The following is a 20,459-nucleotide window of genomic DNA, read 5'->3' as shown; positions in this document are numbered from 1 at the left end:
GAGAACTCGTAAAACAGTGCCGCCTGCGCTTCCTGCTTGGGTCCCATCATCGCCAATCCTCCCAATCAATAAGAGAATTGAATCAGCAGATCATGCCTCGATCAAGTATCAGTTTTTCAACAAAATCAGCCCTATCTCGACACCAAAGCTCAGAAATAGGAATAGCGCTGGTCGCGTCCGCATTGGGCTGGGCAGCCGCCCAGGTTTGACGCAGCGAACGACAGTTTCGAGCCCAAACCAGCCAAAGCCCTGCACGTACAGGCGCGCCGCTGAACGTCGTTGCACTTTTCATAATTGTGTGAGCGACTTCGGTTCTGGACGCGATTGTTTTGGGGTAAACAGCGCCCGGCAAGAAAACTGAATTTGATATGCAGACAAAGTGGGGCAGACTGAACACATGAAGCCGCTCTTGCTGATCATTGCGTATCTTGCCGCTGTGACATTGCCTTTGGTCTTGTCCTGGTTCTTTGGCGGACCGCCGCGCCTTATCCACCAAGAACTTGCCTCAGGACTTGGTATCCTGGCTTTTTCAATGATCCTTATGGAATTTGTTCTGTCTGGCCGCTTCAAGAGTATTTCGAATGGCGTTGGTTTGGATGTGATCATGCGGTTTCATCAGGTCATGGCGCGCACGGCACTGGGTTTTGCCCTGCTACATCCCTTCCTCTACCGAGGTACGCCTTCTGGTGGTCAGCGTCCTTGGGACCCTACGCGACAACTAACAATCACAACTGATTTTTCCGCTCTTTTCACAGGCATTGCTGCTTTTCTGCTTCTTCCAAGCCTTGTTCTTCTGGCAGTCGGACGTACTCACCTAGGCTACCGATACGAGACTTGGCGCCTGATACACGGGATCGGTGCGCTCTTGATCGCGCTGCTTCTGTTGCATCACACCACCTATGCTGGGCGATATGGATCGCAGCCGGCGATGACGTGGGTGTGGCTGGCGATGACGGGTGTTGCAGTTGGATCGCTGCTTTATGTCTATCTGCTTGTGCCACTTCGGGATAAAACACGCCCGTGGCTAGTTACCTCCGTCACCCAATTGACGCCCAAACAATGGGAGTTAACGGTGAAACCAAAGGGCCATTCTGGCCTTGATTACAACGCTGGGCAATTTGTGTGGTTGAATGTGGGACACAGTTCATTCTCGATGAAAGAAAACCCATTCTCCATTTGCTCCGCGCCGGGGGCGGGGCCGGAAATTTCCTTCATGATCAAAGAGCTTGGCGACTTCACGCGAACCATTGGCCAGATACCGGCAGGAACGTTCGCCTATCTTGACGGCCCCTATGGCCATCTGACTGTTGATGGCCGCACCGAACCGGGGATCGCTCTTATTGCAGGGGGTGTGGGGCTTGCGCCACTGATTGGCATCCTCCGGCAAATGCGCCTGTCCGGGGATCCGCGCAAGGTGAAGTTGATCTATGGAAACCGGGTGGCTGATCAGATTGCCTTTCGTGACGAATTGGCAGCACAAGACGTAGTCTATGTGCTCTCAGAACCGCCGGAAAGCTGGCACGGAGAGACAGGCTTTATCGATACCGCACTGATAGATCGTGTCTTTCTGGAACAAGAGCTCAGCGAATGGGTCTTTGTAATGTGTGGCCCCGCGATCATGATGGATAGTGTTGAAGATCACCTGATTGAGAGGGGCACACCCACGCATCGTATCCTTTCGGAGCGGTTCGACTATGACTAATCTGTTTAATCATGTGAGCCTGCGGCGACGGATTTCTTTGACGTTCTGGGTTCTGAACATCGTGTTATGCTTGATAGTCCTCGTCTTTGTACTGCGTTAATTCACGCCTTTGCAGTCGCGCTTTTCAATGACTGGTTTGGGGGAACCGGTTGCATTGCAGCGGAAAACCTTCCGCCCGGCGAAGAAATGCTGCGTGTGCAATAGCTGCAGCAGCAAAAGTCCGGAAAGTCCCGCTTGTCGTCCGCGCCTCAAGGGGGGGCAAGGTCCGATGCGGGGTGAAAATTGTCTCACGAGAGAATCGAGACGATGTTTACTGTGGGCAGGGGATGAAATCTGAAGTCCTGGTTGCGAACGGTGAGGTGTGGTAGTTCGGCTATGTGTAAAACAGGTCTTGTTGGACCCCTTGGCAAAAAGAAGCGCGAGACTTGGGCCAAAAATAGCGATCGCTGTTTCATGTAGAGCCAACTCGCTAGAATCATGTCTGGCAGGTTGGCATTGACCAAGTGAGGCGCCTTGCGTTGGCATATACCCCAGAGTAGTCCTCACCACCTTCGACAAACCAGGTCATCTCTCGCTTAGGAAGCCTGATCTTAAGCTTTTGATCGAGAGAAATTTCTCAAAACAAGGAGCGATTCCGTTTCCCTTGTTTTTGTTTTGTTCATGAAGTGTCTGGGAAACAATTTTGCCCAAAGTCTTGATTGAATGAGCGAGTACTGCGTCTTGAAAACCGTTGGGCGTGAGAGCGTCCCCAGGGTTCGAATCCCTGTCTCCCCGCCGCAAACCATTCGCAAACCCGAGACGAGGCCCCATTGAGGACCTTTTTTCTTTTTTTAAAAGGGGTTTAGCTGAGTCATCCGACTTTCGGAGACTGGCCCCTGGCTCGAAATCGGTCTCCTAACGTCCCGCGTCTCTTTCTACCCGCCCTTCACTCAAATCAAGACGGCTTCAAAACTAAACGTCTCTTCAGACGCTTGGCGGGAATGGACTGCGTCGCAGTTGCAGTGATTTTGACCGCTGGGGGTGCGAACAGATCCGGTGCAGGCCTTCCAGGGGCGGCTCGATGTGCCAGAGATCACGGACAATGCACAAAGCTGTACCGTGACCATCAGCTATGAAAGTCGCCTCATCGATCTCAACAGACCGCGAAGTTGGCGCTAGGGTTTCTTTTCAAGAAGTCACTCGGCCAAACGGCTACAAACCCATTACTAAAAAAAGAACTTAACACCCACATATGGGCCATGTTGGTCTGTATCATAGGCGAACGGACCACCCGAAAGTACCGTTGAATAGTCTATACTATAGTAGCGATAGCCGAAAGTCAGAGCGGTTCTTTCCCAAGGTTGGTAATCGAATCCAAAGTTTGCACCGATCTGAAGATCATTGCCTCCTGCACCAAAGCCGCCTAGCTCCAGCGAAGCTACAGAAGTCCATTTGTCGTTCAGCCGCCACATGCCTCGCGCGCCAACTACCGGCTCCCACCAAGCCTCATCTCCGCCCGCAGTTGGAAGCGCACCAATATTCGCTTCCTGTTTTAGGTTGTTGTATCGAATCCCACCGTGAACATCAAAAGTGAACCGTTGACCTGAGCCATTTAGGACACCATCTGCGACCCGGTACGCGGCCATCAACGCCACCCATTTTTGGCGTACTGTTACGTCATATGCGGCGCCTGCCGGGCCTGGCAGATTTCCGTCGGCTTTTATGCCTACGTAGTTGGCGTCGACAACAACACCGAAATCTCCCTTCCATGCTTCGTACCGCCCTGAGGCAGCGAAATCGAGCAGATCCAGAACGTCGCTAAGGTTAAGATCAATTGGCACGGTACTCCCATTTATGGTGGACGTACCGGTAGTGCTCAGCGGCGCGAACATGTAAATGCCGACTGTGTGACGCCAGTCGTCTTCACTTTGCCCCTTTGCTGGAAGTGACTGCGCCCAAGCCGTGATCGGGATCATCATTGTCATTAACTTCAGCTGGGCTGTGCGCATCGCCTGAGTCATATTCTTTCTCATCTGCAATTTTCCTTGACGGGATCATCTGTTCCGGATGTTGAGATCAAACGGAAAAGGTTTGTCGTGATTTGGGGATGCATCAGTACTTAAGGCGAACACCTACGCCTAGGCCGCCATCAAAGCTCCTGTCGGACCCGAGTCCGACGAGTATGTCACCATAAACCGCCAGCTGTTTGTTGATGTTGTAACCTAACTGGATTTCAGCGCTTGCAGGGATTGCGTCCCGGTTCCAGTCATATGGTGCAATCAGGTCCAGCTTGGCCCAGTAGTCCTTGGCAAATGGTTGAAGCGCGATCAGCCTCAACGCTGTTTGGCTTACGTCGTTTGGACCGCTGTAGGATGCAAAATGTTGGACCAAGGGAATTAGTGTGAGGCCTGTTCGTGAATTTGCAAATGCGATCCCGCCGAATGGTGCCAGAGTGTCGGCGCCCGCTCCTATGCCTTTCGCTGCATCGCCCAGATCCATAGACCATTCCAGGCCGACGGCCGTGCGCATTCCCCACGTTTCATTGAGCATAGATTCCGAAGGGAAATAGATCGCCTTCAAAATGATCTTTTCAAAGCCTTGCTCTCTTGTGCCTGTGATGTCTGTGGAGTTGTAATGAAGCTCGTATTTCAGCTTCAAATTTGGTCGCATCATATACGCACCATCAATGTACAGATCGTGCAGCTGCGAACCGTTCGTATTATCGAAAGTCTGAAATCGAATATCTGTGTTGTTGACAGCAGCCAACGGGTTCGACGCGTTTTCCTCGGCCGAGCCTATTGATGCAGATAAAAACGCGAAAAAGCCGAAAACTACGGAAATCTTCCAGGCGTGCATCGTTATGTTCCGCATGTTTCGTTGAAAAACGACGGGCGCCAGACCGGTTGACCTGACACCCGCTCTTTTTTAGTGCCAGCTATCAAAGACTTCTCTTGTCTCAATGCTTTCAGGGCGCAAATTTTCGATACCTTCGTAGGGCTTGCCTTTGCCCAAGGGCAGATGTGGGTGTTTTTCGATGGTCAACGCGTGGCGTTTGGCCATGTCTTGAAAGCTTGCGCCTGACCACAAGGCGTTTCCAATTTGCGGGTTCTCCTCACGTGGATCGCGCAGGATATTGAAGACCGGAGCAGCTGCACCAGGAACGCCGGGAGCGGGCATATGCATCTTGAATTCCTGTTTTACGATAGAACGCAGAACCGGCCCCTCGTAAACGTATACGTAATCACGCCGGGAATTGCCTTCGCCTTCGAGAAGCAAAGCAGTCTGATCCACCCCGTCGATCACCCGGTCGCGCGGAATGTAGTCTGTCGCGTTCGCGATACGGGCAAATGTGGTGAACATATCGCTGACATGCACAATGTCTCCGGCGGCACTTCCTGCTTCGATCACGCCTGGCCAGCGGATAAATGCATCTGTACGTACCCCGCCTTCGAGGTGTTGGGTTTTGCCACCGCGGTAAATCAATTGCGATAGGCCCGAAGTACCCTCGTAGTGATACATCAGACCGTTGTCGGCCATCAGCATTACGACAGTATCTTCGCGAAGACCCAACTCATCTACTTTGGCCAGCAGTTCGCCAATCCATGTGTCCAGAAGCTGTAGCTTGTCTGCATGAAAGCCACCGTTCCGCGAAATTGCCTGTTCCGGATAGGCAAAGTTCAACGGATACAGCGGCCAGTATTGCAAAAAGAAAGGATCGTCTTTCTGAGACAGGTTTTCCAATTGCTCCAGGACCTGTGCCTGATAACGCTCGTTCATCCGTTCGTAATGGGCTTGTGTCCATTCTTCACCCGGTTGAAGGTCGATTTCCTTGGCTGTCCCGCCAGCTTCGCCTTCCAGCCCCGTTACGAGGCCATATGGACGGAACCTCTGATCGATGTGGAACTCATTCGACTGCCCGGACGGGTGAAATCCCAGCATATTGTTTGCCTGCATGGCCTCTCGTGTCATCAGGCTGAGCTGAACTTGCTGGTGAACCGGAAAGGCCGCCCAATCAAACCCTTGGTTGTGAGGGTAGGATTGTTCGATGTCGCCCTGATGCCACTTGCCTACATGAGATGTATTGTATCCGGCCTGCTTTAGGACTTCAGGCAAGGTAACTTCTTCAGAAGCCAGGCCTTCACCCACCAAAGCGACTTTTACTTCTTCAACACCAGCGCGCACGGGGTGACGGCCAGTCAGAAACGCGGTACGCGTCGGAGTACAGGATGGCTCGGTGTACATGCGCATCAGCGACATGCCCTCTTGGGCCAGCTTATTGACGTGTTGGGTGTCTATCCCTGTGACGTAGTTCATTGCTCTGTTGCCCATCTGGCCAAAGCTGACGTCATCAATGAGGATGTACAGAATGTTCGGTGGCTTGCCACCATTCTGTTCCCGATATTCAGCCAGTTTTGCATCGATGGATTTGTCTTGCTCCGCCCAAACGTCACCATGCTGGGCGGCAAGGAAGTTGTATTCGCCGTCGCGAACAATGTCGTCAGTTGCGCTTGCTTTGCTCGAAGCAAGGCCGCTCGCAAACAATACTACCGCCCCGATTCTAAGCCAGCCGATGTCGAGTTTGGATCGTTTTTTCATTTTCGGTCCTTTGTCTTTGATGCAAGTGGTTTCATTTCGCGACGCGAGCCAGGATTTCATTTTTAAGAGCAAGCAGAGTGTTTTCGAGTTGGCAGACCAAACCCCGTTCGGTCTGAGATGCGTTGTCTTCCAAGCCGTTCAGCTCAATCAAGAGAGACTGGTAGTCGAGGCAAATCTCGTTCAGGATTGGATCAATGAGCCGTTCTTCACGCACCGTATTCAAATTGAGCAAGTAATCCTGTCGTTCTCCCAAGAAATTACCCTTCTTGCTTGGCCGCAGCAGCCAGTGTGTTTTGACTGCCACCCAATCAAGTCTATGATCTGTGCTGCATGGGGAAGTGATACACGGTAAATTACCCCATTAATGTGTTGAATTTGTGGATAAATTTCTCTCTACTCAAAGCTGGCGATCCGAGAGGGCATGAGGAAGCCGTGACGCAGGAAACAGAAATCCGACGCGCTCTAGCAAAAATTACGTCTAGCGAAGCTTTCGTTGCTTCTCCACGGATCGTCGACTTTCTGACATACGTGGTCGAAGAAACGCTCGCCGACCGTCAAGAGTTGATCAAGGCCAAGACCATTGCAATGGATGTCTATGGGCGTTCCATGGGAGATGATCTGCAAACCAACTTGGTGCGGGTTGATGCGGGGCGCCTCCGGCGCATGTTGGATGACTTCTACCTCAATGAAAAAGAGAGTTCTTCGCTACGGATCAACGTTCCTAAAGGAACTTATGTTCCAGAGTTCGAAACGATGGTGCCTGGAACTACACTCAAAGAAACCGCGTCCGTAGCTTCCATTCAATACTCGTCGGGCACTTCGACATTCTTTTTGTCAAAGACAGGCATTGTGATCGGCCTGATTTTTGCCCTGTTTGTTGTTGGAAGCATACTATTTATTGGTGGTCCAAAGGACGTCTCTGATAGCACTGAAACGATGCGAAGGGCCGCGGAACGCACTGCTATATTTGACGTTTCTCCGGCGCGCTTGCAAAGTGTGACGCTGGTGGATCAAGCCAGATACCTGATTTTCCCGGCGTTTGATCCGGTCCGTCTCCAAAGTTCGCTCTCTTTGTTCGAGCGTGCGTTCGAACTTGACCCTTACAATAGTGACGCCCTTGCTGGGCTTGCCTTGATGACGTCGATGAAGGGGTTCATGTTGCCTCCATCAGATGCGCGAAACCAGATGGTCGATCAGGGCTTGCTCCTCTCTGATGAAGCCATAGTTATGGCTCCCTCTTCCTCCTGGACCCAGATTGCAAAAGCCTGGTCACTGTTTGTTGCTGGTAGCCACGATGAGGCAATAGACTATGCAGAAGCTAGCGCACATTTGGCGCCCAACGATTCCACAATACAGGATTTCCAGGGTATTATTTATCTGTTTACGGGCCGGTTCAAGGAAGCGATACGGGTCTGCGATCCCGAATTGGACGGCCTGCCATATGATGGTCGTTCGCCTAGGATAAACGCTTTGGGCGCCGCGCATTTTCAATTGGAAAATTACCAAAGTGCAATAGTTGCGCTACAAAGGTCTGTCACTGATGGCGCACCCGTGAGTTCCGTTGCCTCAGCTTTTCTTGCTGCGTCTTATGAAGCAAATGGCCAATCGGAAGAAGGAAGAAGGCTTGCCGAAGAAATAAAGAAAGCCTGGCCAAATGTAGACGTTGTTTCCTTGACCCAGAGACTGTTCGCGCCTGGTGTCGATATGAACGACTTTATATTCTTCTCTACCAAAGTTGGATTGTGAACATCGGCCTTTTTGATGGTTGGTAATGTGGCAAAGGCGTAGTCGGCCCCCAATCGATGTGCTGGCCCTTCGCGAGCTCCCAACTCTTCTAATGATCACGCGCGCCCTTGATCTTCACACTTTGCGCCATTTGTCGAGCGCGTCCTACAGGTGCTCATTCATGGATCATTTATGCACCGTCAATAAGTTGCTCGGCCGCCGGAAAGGTCAAAGACGGCTCCAGTGTTGAATGTGCAATCTTCCGAGCTGAGCCACATCACCATTCGCGCGGCTTCTTCAACCCAACCGAGGCGCTTCATTGGCGATTTGTCGATCATGATCTGCACGAATTCCGGTGCCATCTGATCCAGAATTGCCGTCTTGATCGCTGCGGGAGCGATGCAATTGACCCGGATATCAGTGTGCGCCAGTTCTTTCGCAAGGGACTTGGTGAAGCCGATGACGCCAGCCTTGGAGGCCGAGTAGGCCGAGGCATTAGGCGTGCCTTCCTTGCCCGCAAGCGAAGCCATGTTGATGATCCGGCCAAAGCCAGTTTCCTGCATCACCGGCACAATGGCATGGGCAAGATGGAACGTGCCCGTCAGGTTAACTTCTACAACGCGCGCCCAAACAGCTGGGTCGTTTTCCCAAGTCGGCAAAGTAGGCCCGGCAAAGCCCGCATTATGCGACAAAAAATCAATGCCACCAAAGGCTTTCCGCGTTTCGGCAACAGCTGCGGCGATCTGATTTGGTTGGCTGATGTCCACTGTGCATGAAATCGCACCTTCGAGGGCATCGGTTGGTTCTGACATGTCCCAAATTGCAACATTGGCACCCGCTGCTGCATAGTGACGTGCAATTTCAGCACCAATCCCGGCTGCACCACCGGTGATCACTGCAGTTCGACCCGCGAAGTCGTAAGTTACGTTGCTCATGATGACCTACCGGATAAAGTTCTTCACATAGTCAGCGCCAAGGCCAACCTTCTCGAAATGTGCGCGGCACATGTCGATCTTGGTGAATACATCTTCATAGCCAAGGTGATTTCCGTCAGGATCGCAGTAATACATCACTCCGTTGACCTGAAAGTAAGTGATCATTTCATCTACGTCATCGGGGACCACTAGGGTGTGGGTCTCCCCCGGCGGCTCAAAGACATAGCTGCCTTCTTCGGCAAACCAGTCATGTTCCAGATAATGCCACCGTCCTTTTATCACAAAGCCATGCACCGGACAGGCGTGCCGGTGGCGCGACAGAACACCAGATTTGGTGACCTTCAGCAGGTTCATCCAATAGCCTTGTGAGACATTCAGGCAAAGTGGGCGGAAAAACACGTGTTCAGCCTGCTGCACCCACATGCGTGTGTCATCCTCTGCCAGCGCGTCAGAAACCACGATCTCGGGCAAAGCATCCTGTGGCATCGGATGCTTGTAGGGCACGCGCGGATTTTCATCAGTTTCGGTCAACGGCATTTCGGCTCCTAACTCTTGCGATCACTAATTGCCCATAATGTGGACAGTGCGACCATTATGTGGAATATACAGGTCCAGCACGCCCAGTCAATTGGAGAGCCACAATGGCGAATACAGTCCAGGGAACTCAAAGCTTTGCCCGTAGCATCGGGTTACTGCAGCATATTTGTGACCGCGCCAGCCCGCCAACTCTGGGCGACCTTCTGGATGAATGTTTTTTTACGCGCCCAACCCTCTACCGTCTGCTCAATGGCTTGGAGGCCGAAGGGTTAATCGTGCAGCTCAGGGACAAAAGCTACAAGCCCGGCCCGCGTCTGATCAATCTCGCCCGTTCTGCGCTTGCCACGTCTGATATTCGTGAAAGGGCGCGAGATGCCTTGGTGCGCGTCAGAGACCAAACGGGTGAAACCGTACATCTCGCCGTGCCAAGCGGCGATGGCCTTGTCTATATTGACAAGATCGAAAGCCTTGAGACGGTGCGTATGAACTCTACGGTAGGCACATTTGTTCCGCTTCATTCCAGCGGGGTTGGCAAAGCCTATCTTGCGGCGCTGTCAGATGAGGAGCTTGCCGCCATTCTGGATACTGTGACCTTGGCGCCCATCACCCCTTTCACGACGATTGATCCGATCAAATTGCGCGAGCAGATCACGCAATGCCGCGCGCAGGGTTTCGTTTTTGACAATCAGGAAAATGAAACGGGGATCGTATGTTTTGGCGCAGCCATCTTGGATGAAGACGCCAAACCGATTGCAGCAATCAGCATATCTGTACCGCTGTTCAGGCTTAAGAAAGACATATCCCATTACACAGCCGCCTTGAAGGAATGCGTTCGCTGGTTGTCGGAGGATGCGATTTAAAAGGCTAAGCAGTCTTCTTAAATCCCAGATTCCCCAAAAGCGTTCGTCGGCAAGCCCTAGAAAAAAGGCACGTTTGGGTCGTCAGCGCTTGTCATCAGGGCATAATTCCGGGTCGCCCGCGAGGTGCTCGAGGAGGGCGCGTACGCGGGCCGTAAGGCGCCTGTTTTGCGGGAACAGCGCAGCGACGACATATGGCGACATCCGGTGTTCGGCGAAAAGCTCGACCAGATCCCCTGACTGCAAGGCGTCTGCGACTGTATAGGCCGGGCACCGCGCGATGGCGGCACCTTGTGCCGCAAGGCGAGCTGACGCAGCAGGAGCGTTCATTCGGAAGCGTCCGTTCACTTGGACAGTCTCTTCTTGGCCGCCGACGTTGAACCTCCAAACCGTGGGCTCTGTCATGTTGCCATCGAGGATGCATTCATGCGTGGCCAGTGCCCGGGGGTGGCTCGGGTACCCTGCTTGCTCCAGATAGGTGGGCGAGGCACAGACTACCAAGGGCATGCGACCCAATTGCCGGACCTTGAGGGAACTGTCACGTAAAGGGCCAATCCTGACGGCGAGGTCGAGGCCTTCCTCAACGATTGACACCCTGCGATCCGAAAATTTAACGTCGAGCTCCACTTGAGGGTGTTTTTTGCCAAAATTGGCGAGCGAAGGAACCAGTCGCAATGCACCGAACCCTGTTGGCGCCGAGATATGGATCACTCCGCGCAGCGACGCCTGTTCATTTCTGACCCGGTCTTCCAGTTCGTCGAACCCATCGAGAAGTGGCTCGCACAGCATTAGGTATGTCGCGCCAGCATCAGTCAAAGAAACACTGCGGGTCGTTCGATTAAGCAACTGCACCCCAAGCGCGTTCTCCAGATCAGCTACGTATTTACTCACCAAACGCGCCGACCGCCCCATGCGCTGCGCTGCCTCGGTAAAAGACGCGTTCCTTGCAACAAGCGCAAAGGCCCGCATGCGGTCAATTTTGTCCATCTTATTGCGCCTTCTGAGGGCTTAAACTTGGCTAAAAATAGGTGATTATCACCCAATTGCACAATGACTAATGTTTGCTAAGCACTCAAACCTGAATGGAGACACACATGTCCAACACTGTTCGTATTCACCATTTCGCAAAATCAGGTCACTCGCATCGCGCTTTGGTCTTTGCGAAACTTGCCGGAATTGCACATGAGGCTGTTCCTGTCGATCTGGGGGCTGGCGCGCATAAGTCGCATGAATTTCTTGCCATGAACCCCGACGGTCAAGTGCCAGTCCTTGAGGATGGCGACGTGATCGTTTCGGACTCGAACGCGATCCTTGTTTACCTCGCGCGGACTTATGCGCCCGACTGGATGCCCAGCGATGCGGTAGGGGAAGCCCATGTGCAGCGCTGGCTCACTTTGGCGGCTGGCGAGATTGCATTTGGGTCCTGCGCGGCGCGATTGATCACCGTTTTTGGCGCGCCGCTGGATCCGGAGTTTGCCGCCGCGACGGCTGAAAAGGCAATGCAAAAACTTGAGCACGGGCTCACCGGCTGTGATTGGCTTGTTGGTGGGCGGCCGACGATCGCCGATGTGGCCAGCTACTCCTATACGGCGCACGCGCCTGAAGGGAATGTTTCGCTCGAGCCGTACCCGAATGTCCGTGCTTGGCTCGCTCGGTTCGAGGCGCTGCCTGGTTTTGAAGCCATGCCGACAACAGCCGTTGGTCTTGTTGCAGCGTGACAGGCGGCGCGGCTAACGTGAAAGGATCAAGCGATGGCACAGATACATAAATCGCACAGAGGCGAGTTGATGCTGCAACGGCGACGTCACACTCCAAAGGAGTTGAGCGATGCGATTCCGCACTACATAGACAGCGACATGCCGCAGCAGCATGCTGATTTCTTTGCGGGGCTGTCCTATTTGCCGTTTGCCACGCTTGATCGACACGGGCGTCCATGGGTGAGCCTGCTTATTACGCGATCAGACAGCGATCCATCGGTTGGCATTCAGATTGCAGGCCAGAATACGACCCATGTGGTAGCGGAAACCAACCCGCACGACCCCCTTGTTCGCGCTTTGAGCCAGGATCCGGCCGTGGCCCCTGAAGAGCGACTATTTGCAGGGGTAGGGGTCGATTTCAGCAATCGCAGGCGCAACAAGATTGCGGGTTCGATCAGGAATTCGTCAGTCGAGGACGCGGGGAAGGTCAGGTTGCAACTGGCGTCCGATCAGCACCTCGGGAACTGTCCCAAATACATTACGGTTCGTTCCCTTGAGCACACACAGCGCAGCCCTGAGCTCGTCTATGATGAGTTTGAGGGGCGCGCATGTGTGTTGCCGGACGAGGCCAAGTCCGTCGCGGCGCGTGCAAGCACTGTGTTTCTGGCGACAAAACACACCAGCGATGGCACTGCCTCGGGCGTTCAAACCGACATGGGGGTTAATCATCGCGGTGGCGCGCCTGGCTTTACCCGGCTTTATGAAGAGGGCGATGGCGCACAAATCACAACCTATCTGGTCATACCCGATCATTCGGGCAATCGCTTCTATCAGTCGCTGGGCAATATTGAGACGGACCCGCAAGTCGGGCTGGTGTTTCCGGACTTTGCAACGGGACAGGTCCTTTACATCACAGGGGAGGCTGAAAACCTGCTTGGCGATGACGCTGATGCGCTTATGCCGCGCGCGAACCTGCTGACACGTATCAAAGTGACGGGGGCAGTTTGCGTAAGCGGAGGCCTTAACCTCAAGCTGGTATCGCAAGAAGAGCTATCGCCCTACAATCCGCCGGTAAAGTACTTGCGCGCGGAGCTGGCACAGAAGGGGCACGCGTTCGAGACGTGCGACGTTGCAACACCGCTAACGGCCACGCTTGTCGCAACAAAACCCCTCTCCAGCTCAATTAGCACTTTCGAGTTCGCGCTGTCGGAGGCGATCAAAACCCCATTGCCCGGAGGATTTGGCGTCTTTGACTTCTCCGGCCTCGTGGATGCTGGATATAGCCACATGAACGAAACGAACCCTCAGCTTGTTAACGATGACCACGTGCGCACGTGGACGCTGTCCAGCGCGCCGAATTTTGACGCAGAGAACAATAGGTTTTACCACGCCGATCAGGTCAGTGTTACCGTCAAGCGAAAATCGGGCGGTCTGATGTCCAATGTCCTACACGCCAATGCGGACAAATTGATCACGCACAAACTTCCTGTTCAGTTCAAGGGAACCGGTGCGGGCTTCTCCTGTTTTCCTGAACTGGCCGAGGGCAAGGTTCCAGAGTTCCCTGCGAATATGCTTTGGATCGCGGGCGGCGTTGGCATCACCCCATTCATGGCGATGTGGGATGGGATAATTCAAGTGGTAAAGACATACCCTCAAACCAAGCTCACCGACATCGTGCTCCTTTTTTCGGGTCGGGATGATGATGTCGCAGTTCTGCAGCACTTTGCGAAGCACAACAAAACTGCCGCGGACAACCTTCGTCTCCGTATCATGGCATTTCAGAGCACAGGCGGAAATTCACTGGCTGGACAATCAGCGCGGGATGAATTGCGTGAAACTTTCTCGGATGACCTACTAAAGCTGGCAGAGCGACGCATCCAGCTTGAAGACATTCAATCCACCCAAGAGCTCGAAATGCGAGAAGTTTACATGTGCGGACCTGATGCTTTGATGAGCTGGACCGAGGCGGCGCTCAACGACTTGGGCATTGAGGAAGCAAGACGTCATCGCGAGTCGTTTGTTTTTTGACACGTGGTCAAATCGGGCTGCATGGCTTTGCATGCAGGAACTTCAACTCTCTTCCTGGGTGTTGGAACGGCTGCAAACCTGCCAAAGTTGGCCAAGATTTCGTTCTGTTCTCTTGGTCCAATAGCCGCTTGGAATGCCACACCCGCAGAAACCGAAGGTCACGCTCACCGTCGATTTTGGGCCGCTCACGTCATGAGCGCGTCGGCTTTCACAGCGACTTTGCAGAGGGTGCTCTATCTGCGCAATGCTGTCGTTGGAGAAGGGTACAATGAAAATCCGAAACCAGAGGGCGTTCGCTACAGAGTGCGAGCAAGGAAACAAAACCAGTGTTTGTCGCGCGTCTCGAAGTTGCCATGTATTTGGATTGTGAAACCAAGCTTTGGACGCAAGTCGAGAACGGCAATCCAATTCACCAAAGATGGCTTTGCGTCGGGCCGCATTTGCATAATTAGTTGCGGTCATGGAGACGGGTCACCATAGTTCGGACATACGGATCGAAACAGGAAGCGCCAATGCCAGCACGAAACCGCTTTGCCGAACTGCATGACGAAATCACTGAATGGCGACGAGACTTTCACGCCCATCCTGAGTTGCGGTTCCAGGAACATCGCACGGCGGCCAAGGTGGCAGAGCTTCTTGCCGACTTCGGTTGCGACGAGGTGGTCAGCGGCGTCGGGCAGACCGGCGTTGTCGGAGTGATCCACGGGCGGGCGCGCGGCTCGGGCAAGACTATCGGCTTTCGTGCGGATATGGATGCTTTACCAATTCCCGAAACCACTGGCCTCCCACATGCTTCGAAACATCCAGGCGTAATGCATGCCTGCGGCCATGACGGCCATACCGCAATGCTTCTGGGTGCAGCAAAGTACCTAGCCGAAACACGAAACTTCGACGGTTCGGTTGTGCTGATCTTTCAACCTGCAGAAGAGGGTGGTGGCGGCGCTCGTGCCATGCTTGATGACGGGCTATTGAACCGCTGGGGCATTCAAGAGGTTTACGGCATGCACAACTGGCCGAGCATTCCCGCTGGCCAGTTCGCTGTGCGTGACGGTCCTCAGATGGCCGCCACTGCTTTCTTTGATCTCACTATCAAGGGGCAGGGCGGTCATGCAGCTTTGCCGCACAAGGCAGTGGATACAACAGTGGCAGCAGCACATGTGGTCGTGGCGCTCCAAACGATCGCGGCACGGAATATCGACCCTCTGAAAACCGTTGTCGTCTCGACTTGCGGTCTGCGAAGCGACAGCGATACCTACAATGTGATCCCGGATGAGATCAATTTGCGCGGCACTGTGCGATATTTCGACCCTGATGTGCATGACGTTGTGCAAAAACGCCTGAAAGAAATCGCCGAGCTCACAGCGCGCGCCCACGGTGCGGAAGCGCATTTACACTACTCCCCGCGCGTACCACCCACGATTAACTCACCCGAAGCCGCCGCACGCGCAGCGGAAGCCGCGCATAAAGTTTCCGGTCACGTCATTCGCGACTTTGATCCGGTTATGCCGGGCGAGGACTTCGCTGAAATGCTGGCCGAACGCACCGGCGCCTATCTCTTCCTCGGCAACGGCGACAGCGCTGACCTTCACAACCCGAGCTATGAGTTCAACGACGAGTTAATTCCCCTCGGTTGTAGTTGGTATGCGGAAATGGCCGAACAAAGCATGCCCTTGGGGTGAGTGGGCGTCCATTGGAATTTCTACGGCAAAGCGCTTGCCGCAGAGAGTTTTTCCGTTCCTTACGTGATGGATACGGTGGCCTCGAAACCGGCCCGTGCCAAGGCGCATGCTTGCAAAAATGACCAGTGATTTTTCAGAAGGCGTGCAGCTGATGCGGGAGTATGATCCGACGATGATCAATCTCGTGCGGTCGGAATTTCTGAGCCGATGTCACAGCCGAAATGCACTCGCAATCGGTGGTGTACTCGACGATCCTGCGACGGGCGCCGCTGCCGCTGCGCTGTCGGGTTATCTTCGAGACATAGGCTGACCCCACAAAGGTGAGATCGAAATCGTGCATGGGCAAGACATGGACGCAAAATCTTTGCTCAAATCCAAAACCAGCTTAGTTCTACGGCAGTGCCTTCTCGTCTACCAATCCGGACATTTGTTGCGCTTGCGGGATCAAATGCATCTTCGTTGGCGACAACATCAACGTAGCGTTCGGAGATATGTGACCAGCTGAGAATCAGAGGATGGTCGCCATTGCCGTCTGGATGCTCCCGAAACGTGATCCAAAAAACTGTTTGACCTTCCTCTTGCTGGAAGCTGTAGGCCTCAAAAAAATCAATCAACGATGTGGGACTATGAAGAAGACCATCCTGATTTCAGCAATCGCAGCCGCAGGCACCTTAGGTTACCTTTTATGGCCCGGCCCCAATTCCGATCAATCAACCGCAACTCGGACCACAGCTCAGGGCGCTGCGCTCGTTGAGATTGTTCTGCCGGAACGACTTACCACCAATGCGCAGATCGGAAAACGGGGCTTTGACGCGAATTGCGCAGCCTGTCATGGATTGAATGCGGTCGGGCAGCAAGGCGTCGCTCCGCCGTTGGTTCATGTCATCTACGAGCCAGGCCACCATGGAGATGAGAGCTTTCAACGCGCCGTTGCGCAGGGCGTCAGAGCCCATCATTGGCCCTTTGGCAACATGCCTCCTGTCGACGGTTTGTCCCGCCCAGATGTCACGATGATCACGCAATATGTGCGCGAGTTGCAGCGGGCCAATGGTATCAACTGATCATGCAAGAGATTGCCGGAACACGCATTGCTGCGACAACAACCTGGATCGCCGTGTCCATTTTGCTTTCATCTCCATCAGTGGCGGATCATGAACTTCTTGAGCGTGACCTCAAGGATGGGCAGGCGCTGTACAAAGAGCATTGTGCCTCTTGCCACGGTAGTAATCTTGAAGGCCAGGACAACTGGCGTTCGCCCAACAGCGACGGCACGTTGCCAGCGCCCCCGCATGACGAGACGGGGCACACGTGGCACCACGATAATCAACTCCTCTTTGACTACACCAAACTGGGCGGCAGCCGGGCGCTTGCTGCAATCGGAGTGCAGGATTTTAACAGTGGGATGCCGGCATTCGACGACATCCTCTCTGACGACGACGTCTGGAACATTCTGGCTTTCATCAGATCAACCTGGCCCGAGCGTGTGCAAAAGATACAAGCGAGCCGTAATCCACCACATCAGTAACCCGTGGAATTCCGGCTATTCATAAAGTTGCTCAAAAAAGTTGAAAATCACGTTTGACCCTCCACCTGCTGGAAGCCGTATCCAGCACGAAAGTCGAGCAGAAGAGTCACCAAGTCCAAGCCCATGAGCATCAAACGTACAGCCTTGAAGATGTTCCAGATCGTGATGACGATCGGGCATTTGGTGTTTGTCGCGTTTTCGTCATCGCATGAGCATGTATCGCAGGCTGCGACCCTGGGCAGTGAACATGTCCAAATGGATCACGACTCCAATCCGGTGCAGGGCACGCACTCAGAGACCTGCCGGGTGCATGTCGCTTGCAGTCTTGCCGCGATGCCGACGTCACTCCAAACTTGAGAAAACCAATGACAGCAACGCAATTCATGCGTGCGGCTGCCACTTGTCTTGTCGTCGGGATCACCGGGACAAGGGCAGGTGGCCGACTTGCGCTTCGATGCAGCCCGTCAGTGCCGCAGTTGATGCACCGAGCAAAAACTCGAGTGCGGGAAATGAATAATTCTTTGTATGACTTGGGTCGCAAAGCAATCTGAGACCGGCACGCATATGTACAACGTCAACAACTTCCCCTGGACAGTTTCGCCGGGGCAGGTGCCTCCATCTGCGACATCATGAACCCCGTGAACTGCTTCAGGTGGTCTGTGCGCGGATCGTTGGTCCGTCAAGCCAACCTGATGTGGCGCCGAAACTTCCATTTGAAATGGGGTGCAAAGTAGCCGATCCCCAAGCTGTCAGGACCGCTGACGGACAAAGCCGGGAAGAGTGCTGCCCCCTCTCTGAGGGCAACCATCCGTCGCAGCATTTCAAGACTGCTGGCGACTCGGCGCTCCGGCCTGTCAATCCAGTCTCAAAGCGCGACCGTCTGATCCGGCAGGCAATGCTTTTCAGACAGAAACACCAGCCTGGAGGCCAGAATTCCTGGCCAGCACGTCGACTGGCCAGATTTCTTCTTCAGCTCCTTTGGGCAGCCGACTGAAACCGCTACTGCAGTTTGCCCGGCAAGCTCAGATCGCCTGAAGCGATGTCGAAAACATCCGTGACGCACAAAAGCGGCGCATGGATGCTGGCGTTCACCCGAAGCGCGGACGTGACGCCGTCATAGGCAAAGCCGTCCAGCTCGACGCTGCTGGCAAAACCCGCGTTCACTGTGATTTCTGGCCCGTCGAACAGCGGCGTGAAGCCGGGGCTGTCCAAAAAGATCGGGAAACCGGGCCAAGTTGCGGGCAGCCTTGGCGAGGTGCCTTCCGGGATGTCGCGCACCGCAAGGGCACCCGGGCCGCAGGCCTCGGTCGGGATCAGCACCACCCAGTGACTGTGCCATTCGATGCCGTCATTGGCCGGATCGCCATCCCCGTTTTCATCAAAAAGCGGGGTGTCGTCAAAATCCGGGTGGCTGGTCGCGGCCATTGCCAGGATGCCAGTGCCACCCTCGAACCCCACTGCCGAAGGGTCCAGAGAGGTGGGCCACACATAAGACCAGACATCTGATCCGCCCACTGCGCCGGTTGCTGCCGGAACCGAGGCCCCAGCGGTTCCGTTGGTCGTCATGTGGAACGTTACCGTGTTGCCGTTGCGGTGCGCATGTGCGGCAAGAATGTCGAAGTCCGCCACTTTACCCGCATCCGACGGCGAGATGACGGCCCCCTCTTGATGCAGAGCGTGATTGCCGTCTGCGGCAACTGACGAAGCTCCGACCAAAATGGTGGCAACGGATATCCAGGGAAGTCTCATGTCGTATCTCCAGTTATTTGATGTCGACTCGCTATTTATATCGACTCGCTACTATAAGACACGCGCCTATTGCAACTTTAATTTCGACTCGCTACCTTCTGAGGTATGAGAAACGACCATAGTATCCGCATCCTCATCAACCGGCTGGCCAGACTAGATTCGGCTGCTGGCTGGGATGGCGATTTGAACCCGACACAACGGGCTGCACTGGAGTATCTGTCTGAAGCAAATCAGTTTTCCCGGTCGCCGTCGCATGTCGCCGACTACCTGGGAACCACGCGCGGGACGATGTCCCAAACGCTGAAGGCCTTGATGCGAAAGGGCTATGCGGCGGAACACCGGCAGAAATCTGACCAGCGTTCAATTTCCTATGAGCTGACCGAGGCAGGCATCGCTGCCGTGACGGAACCCAACCCGATTGCAGATGCCATTGGCAATCTGCCCACCAGCGTTCAGGACGCGCTCAAAGACGGATTGCTTCAAGGCTTGAGACTGGCTCTGGCGGCCAACGGCGGCCAGTCTTTCGGTAGATGCAAAACCTGCGCCTACCATGACGCCGCGTCCGAAAACGGCTTCTGCACCTTACTGGGGCTCAAGCTGGAACCCGGCGAAAACAACAAAATCTGTATCGAACACAAAGAGGCCTGAATGACCCTTCCTGACCTGTCGGCAGAAATCGGTGGAATATTCCTGGGCAGCATTCAGGGCCGCTGGGAGGGAAAGCCGCCCTCGGCCATTCAAAAAGACCAAGCGTTCGGCCGTCAAGCCATTACGTTGACTGGTTTTTCCGATGATGCCCAAGCAGACCTGACCGTGCATGGCGGCGAAGACAAGGCCATCCATCACTATGCGCTGGATCATTACGCGGCCTGGAAAAATGAGGGGCAGATGGCAGCGGGAACCAAACCGGCCGCCTTTGGAGAAAACATCGCAACAACAGGGCTGACCGAAGAAAACCTCTGTATCGGCGATATCCTGAAGCTGGGCACAGCAACCGTTCAGATCAGCCAAGGCCGTCAGCCCTGTTGGAAGCTGGGGCTGCACACAGGCAACGAAAAGATGCCCTATCTGTTTCAGAAAACGGGCCGCACCGGATGGTACTATCGGGTGCTGGAAACCGGCACTGCGGCAGCGGGTGACAGGATAACTCTAATAGAAAGGCGCAACCCGGACTGGAGTGTCCTGCGCGTAACCCGCGCCCGGCTGACACGCAGGGTATCCCCGGAAGAGGCGCAAGCACTGGCAGAGTTGACGGATCTCGCCATCGGTTGGCGACAGGCCTTCGCACGCATGGCCGGGGGCGATACAAAAGAAGACACAAGCGCACGGCTTGCTGGTCAACACTGATACCTGTGAACCGGCCTGGCCTATGGACTCCGCGCAAAAACACCCGCTGTCTCAGGTATGGGCTGGGAGCGGGCGTCGTCGCTGGTCTTGTGTCGAACCTTTG

Annotated in this window: 21 protein-coding genes; 13 read left to right on the top strand and 8 right to left on the bottom strand. The window is 54.3% G+C overall.

The genetic code is table 11. The annotated features are described in order from the left end of the window. A partial coding sequence (locus TRM7615_RS25785) for a hypothetical protein (RefSeq protein ID WP_207775256.1) occupies positions 1-209 on the top strand: 209 nt, incomplete at its 5' end. A 188-nt stretch (positions 210-397) separates the two neighbouring features. After that, positions 398-1,702 (top strand): ferredoxin reductase family protein, encoded by a 1,305-nt coding sequence (locus TRM7615_RS21845; RefSeq protein WP_108791718.1) that lies wholly within the window; start codon positions 398-400, stop codon positions 1,700-1,702. A gap of 1,205 nt (positions 1,703-2,907) precedes the next feature. Here the strand turns inward: TRM7615_RS21845 and TRM7615_RS21840 are convergent. From TRM7615_RS21840 to TRM7615_RS25385, 4 genes are all read right to left on the bottom strand, one after another. Beyond that, on the bottom strand, positions 2,908-3,714 hold the full coding sequence (locus tag TRM7615_RS21840; RefSeq protein WP_108791716.1) for an outer membrane protein: 807 nt from the start codon (positions 3,712-3,714) through the stop codon (positions 2,908-2,910). A 79-nt stretch (positions 3,715-3,793) separates the two neighbouring features. Further along, positions 3,794-4,537 carry a hypothetical protein gene (locus tag TRM7615_RS21835; protein ID WP_108791714.1) on the bottom strand — a complete coding sequence of 248 codons (744 nt, stop codon included), beginning with the start codon at positions 4,535-4,537 and terminating at the stop codon, positions 3,794-3,796. 69 nt (positions 4,538-4,606) lie between these two features. Further along, the gene (locus tag TRM7615_RS21830) at positions 4,607-6,277 is read right to left on the bottom strand and encodes a sulfatase-like hydrolase/transferase (protein ID WP_108791712.1); all 1,671 of its coding nucleotides are present in this window, start codon (positions 6,275-6,277) and stop codon (positions 4,607-4,609) included. A 31-nt stretch (positions 6,278-6,308) separates the two neighbouring features. Then, positions 6,309-6,581: a hypothetical protein gene (locus TRM7615_RS25385; RefSeq protein ID WP_125133726.1), complete on the bottom strand. Its 273-nt coding sequence runs from the start codon at positions 6,579-6,581 to the stop codon at positions 6,309-6,311. Between the two features lie 128 nt (positions 6,582-6,709). On the opposite strand from TRM7615_RS25385, the gene TRM7615_RS21820 reads away from it, so the two are divergent. Then, positions 6,710-8,023 carry a tetratricopeptide repeat protein gene (locus TRM7615_RS21820; protein WP_108791708.1) on the top strand — a complete coding sequence of 438 codons (1,314 nt, stop codon included), beginning with the start codon at positions 6,710-6,712 and terminating at the stop codon, positions 8,021-8,023. 179 nt (positions 8,024-8,202) lie between these two features. On the opposite strand, the gene TRM7615_RS21815 is transcribed toward TRM7615_RS21820, so the two are convergent. Both TRM7615_RS21815 and TRM7615_RS21810 read right to left on the bottom strand, forming a co-directional pair. After that, a complete protein-coding gene (locus TRM7615_RS21815) occupies positions 8,203-8,937 on the bottom strand; it encodes an SDR family NAD(P)-dependent oxidoreductase (protein WP_108791706.1) in 735 nt (244 codons plus the stop codon). Between the two features lie 6 nt (positions 8,938-8,943). Next, positions 8,944-9,474 (bottom strand): 2,4'-dihydroxyacetophenone dioxygenase family protein, encoded by a 531-nt coding sequence (locus TRM7615_RS21810; protein ID WP_108791704.1) that lies wholly within the window; start codon positions 9,472-9,474, stop codon positions 8,944-8,946. Positions 9,475-9,533: 59 nt separating this feature from the next. Between TRM7615_RS21810 and TRM7615_RS21805 the strand changes: the two genes are divergently transcribed. Beyond that, on the top strand, positions 9,534-10,334 hold the full coding sequence (locus TRM7615_RS21805; RefSeq protein WP_125133725.1) for an IclR family transcriptional regulator: 801 nt from the start codon (positions 9,534-9,536) through the stop codon (positions 10,332-10,334). Positions 10,335-10,415: 81 nt separating this feature from the next. Here TRM7615_RS21805 and TRM7615_RS21800 read toward each other — a convergent pair whose 3' ends face one another. Continuing rightward, a complete protein-coding gene (locus tag TRM7615_RS21800; RefSeq protein WP_108791700.1) occupies positions 10,416-11,318 on the bottom strand; it encodes a LysR family transcriptional regulator in 903 nt (300 codons plus the stop codon). A gap of 107 nt (positions 11,319-11,425) precedes the next feature. Here TRM7615_RS21800 and TRM7615_RS21795 point away from each other — a divergent pair, with 107 nt between their 5' ends. The 7 genes from TRM7615_RS21795 (at position 11,426) to TRM7615_RS21765 (ending at position 17,617) form a co-directional block, all read left to right on the top strand. After that, positions 11,426-12,049 (top strand): glutathione S-transferase family protein, encoded by a 624-nt coding sequence (locus TRM7615_RS21795; RefSeq protein WP_108791754.1) that lies wholly within the window; start codon positions 11,426-11,428, stop codon positions 12,047-12,049. Between the two features lie 69 nt (positions 12,050-12,118). Beyond that, entirely contained in the window at positions 12,119-14,056 is a 1,938-nt protein-coding gene (locus TRM7615_RS21790; RefSeq protein ID WP_235824178.1) for a pyridoxamine 5'-phosphate oxidase family protein, read from the top strand. Positions 14,057-14,568: 512 nt separating this feature from the next. Then, on the top strand, positions 14,569-15,735 hold the full coding sequence (locus TRM7615_RS21785) for a M20 aminoacylase family protein (RefSeq protein ID WP_108791696.1): 1,167 nt from the start codon (positions 14,569-14,571) through the stop codon (positions 15,733-15,735). A gap of 118 nt (positions 15,736-15,853) precedes the next feature. Further along, the gene (locus tag TRM7615_RS26005) at positions 15,854-16,045 is read left to right on the top strand and encodes a PhzF family phenazine biosynthesis protein (protein ID WP_235824177.1); all 192 of its coding nucleotides are present in this window, start codon (positions 15,854-15,856) and stop codon (positions 16,043-16,045) included. 316 nt (positions 16,046-16,361) lie between these two features. Further along, the gene (locus tag TRM7615_RS21775) at positions 16,362-16,796 is read left to right on the top strand and encodes a c-type cytochrome (RefSeq protein WP_108791752.1); all 435 of its coding nucleotides are present in this window, start codon (positions 16,362-16,364) and stop codon (positions 16,794-16,796) included. Between the two features lie 2 nt (positions 16,797-16,798). Continuing rightward, positions 16,799-17,260 carry a c-type cytochrome gene (locus TRM7615_RS21770; RefSeq protein ID WP_108791694.1) on the top strand — a complete coding sequence of 154 codons (462 nt, stop codon included), beginning with the start codon at positions 16,799-16,801 and terminating at the stop codon, positions 17,258-17,260. A gap of 123 nt (positions 17,261-17,383) precedes the next feature. Further along, positions 17,384-17,617 carry a hypothetical protein gene (locus TRM7615_RS21765; RefSeq protein ID WP_108791692.1) on the top strand — a complete coding sequence of 78 codons (234 nt, stop codon included), beginning with the start codon at positions 17,384-17,386 and terminating at the stop codon, positions 17,615-17,617. A gap of 642 nt (positions 17,618-18,259) precedes the next feature. Here the strand turns inward: TRM7615_RS21765 and TRM7615_RS21760 are convergent. Further along, a complete protein-coding gene (locus TRM7615_RS21760; protein ID WP_108791690.1) occupies positions 18,260-19,009 on the bottom strand; it encodes a hypothetical protein in 750 nt (249 codons plus the stop codon). 105 nt (positions 19,010-19,114) lie between these two features. Between TRM7615_RS21760 and TRM7615_RS21755 the strand changes: the two genes are divergently transcribed. Both TRM7615_RS21755 and TRM7615_RS21750 read left to right on the top strand, forming a co-directional pair. Beyond that, a complete protein-coding gene (locus TRM7615_RS21755) occupies positions 19,115-19,657 on the top strand; it encodes a MarR family winged helix-turn-helix transcriptional regulator (protein ID WP_108791688.1) in 543 nt (180 codons plus the stop codon). Continuing rightward, on the top strand, positions 19,658-20,356 hold the full coding sequence (locus tag TRM7615_RS21750; protein WP_108791686.1) for an MOSC domain-containing protein: 699 nt from the start codon (positions 19,658-19,660) through the stop codon (positions 20,354-20,356). The last annotated feature ends 103 nt before the right edge of the window (positions 20,357-20,459 follow it).

Origin of the sequence: Falsiruegeria mediterranea M17 (genome assembly GCF_900302455.1) — a bacterium.
GTDB lineage: Bacteria > Pseudomonadota > Alphaproteobacteria > Rhodobacterales > Rhodobacteraceae > Falsiruegeria > Falsiruegeria mediterranea.
This window is presented reverse-complemented; position numbering and strand designations above follow the sequence as displayed.

Excerpts from the sequence above, each read along its gene's own strand:
- TRM7615_RS21795 (WP_108791754.1), top strand. The coding sequence starts at position 11,426 with ATGTCCAACACTGTTCGTATTCACCATTTCGCAAAATCAGGTCACTCG.
- TRM7615_RS21760 (WP_108791690.1), bottom strand. The coding sequence starts at position 19,009 with ATGAGACTTCCCTGGATATCCGTTGCCACCATTTTGGTCGGAGCTTCG.
- TRM7615_RS21755 (WP_108791688.1), top strand. The coding sequence starts at position 19,115 with ATGAGAAACGACCATAGTATCCGCATCCTCATCAACCGGCTGGCCAGA.
- TRM7615_RS21785 (WP_108791696.1), top strand. The coding sequence starts at position 14,569 with ATGCCAGCACGAAACCGCTTTGCCGAACTGCATGACGAAATCACTGAA.
- TRM7615_RS21765 (WP_108791692.1), top strand. The coding sequence starts at position 17,384 with ATGAGCATCAAACGTACAGCCTTGAAGATGTTCCAGATCGTGATGACG.
- TRM7615_RS21750 (WP_108791686.1), top strand. The coding sequence starts at position 19,658 with ATGACCCTTCCTGACCTGTCGGCAGAAATCGGTGGAATATTCCTGGGC.
- TRM7615_RS21845 (WP_108791718.1), top strand. The coding sequence starts at position 398 with ATGAAGCCGCTCTTGCTGATCATTGCGTATCTTGCCGCTGTGACATTG.
- TRM7615_RS21830 (WP_108791712.1), bottom strand. The coding sequence starts at position 6,277 with ATGAAAAAACGATCCAAACTCGACATCGGCTGGCTTAGAATCGGGGCG.
- TRM7615_RS21840 (WP_108791716.1), bottom strand. The coding sequence starts at position 3,714 with ATGAGAAAGAATATGACTCAGGCGATGCGCACAGCCCAGCTGAAGTTA.
- TRM7615_RS21770 (WP_108791694.1), top strand. The coding sequence starts at position 16,799 with ATGCAAGAGATTGCCGGAACACGCATTGCTGCGACAACAACCTGGATC.
- TRM7615_RS21835 (WP_108791714.1), bottom strand. The coding sequence starts at position 4,537 with ATGCACGCCTGGAAGATTTCCGTAGTTTTCGGCTTTTTCGCGTTTTTA.
- TRM7615_RS21800 (WP_108791700.1), bottom strand. The coding sequence starts at position 11,318 with ATGGACAAAATTGACCGCATGCGGGCCTTTGCGCTTGTTGCAAGGAAC.
- TRM7615_RS26005 (WP_235824177.1), top strand. The coding sequence starts at position 15,854 with ATGACCAGTGATTTTTCAGAAGGCGTGCAGCTGATGCGGGAGTATGAT.
- TRM7615_RS21810 (WP_108791704.1), bottom strand. The coding sequence starts at position 9,474 with ATGCCGTTGACCGAAACTGATGAAAATCCGCGCGTGCCCTACAAGCAT.
- TRM7615_RS21815 (WP_108791706.1), bottom strand. The coding sequence starts at position 8,937 with ATGAGCAACGTAACTTACGACTTCGCGGGTCGAACTGCAGTGATCACC.
- TRM7615_RS21775 (WP_108791752.1), top strand. The coding sequence starts at position 16,362 with ATGAAGAAGACCATCCTGATTTCAGCAATCGCAGCCGCAGGCACCTTA.
- TRM7615_RS21790 (WP_235824178.1), top strand. The coding sequence starts at position 12,119 with ATGCTGCAACGGCGACGTCACACTCCAAAGGAGTTGAGCGATGCGATT.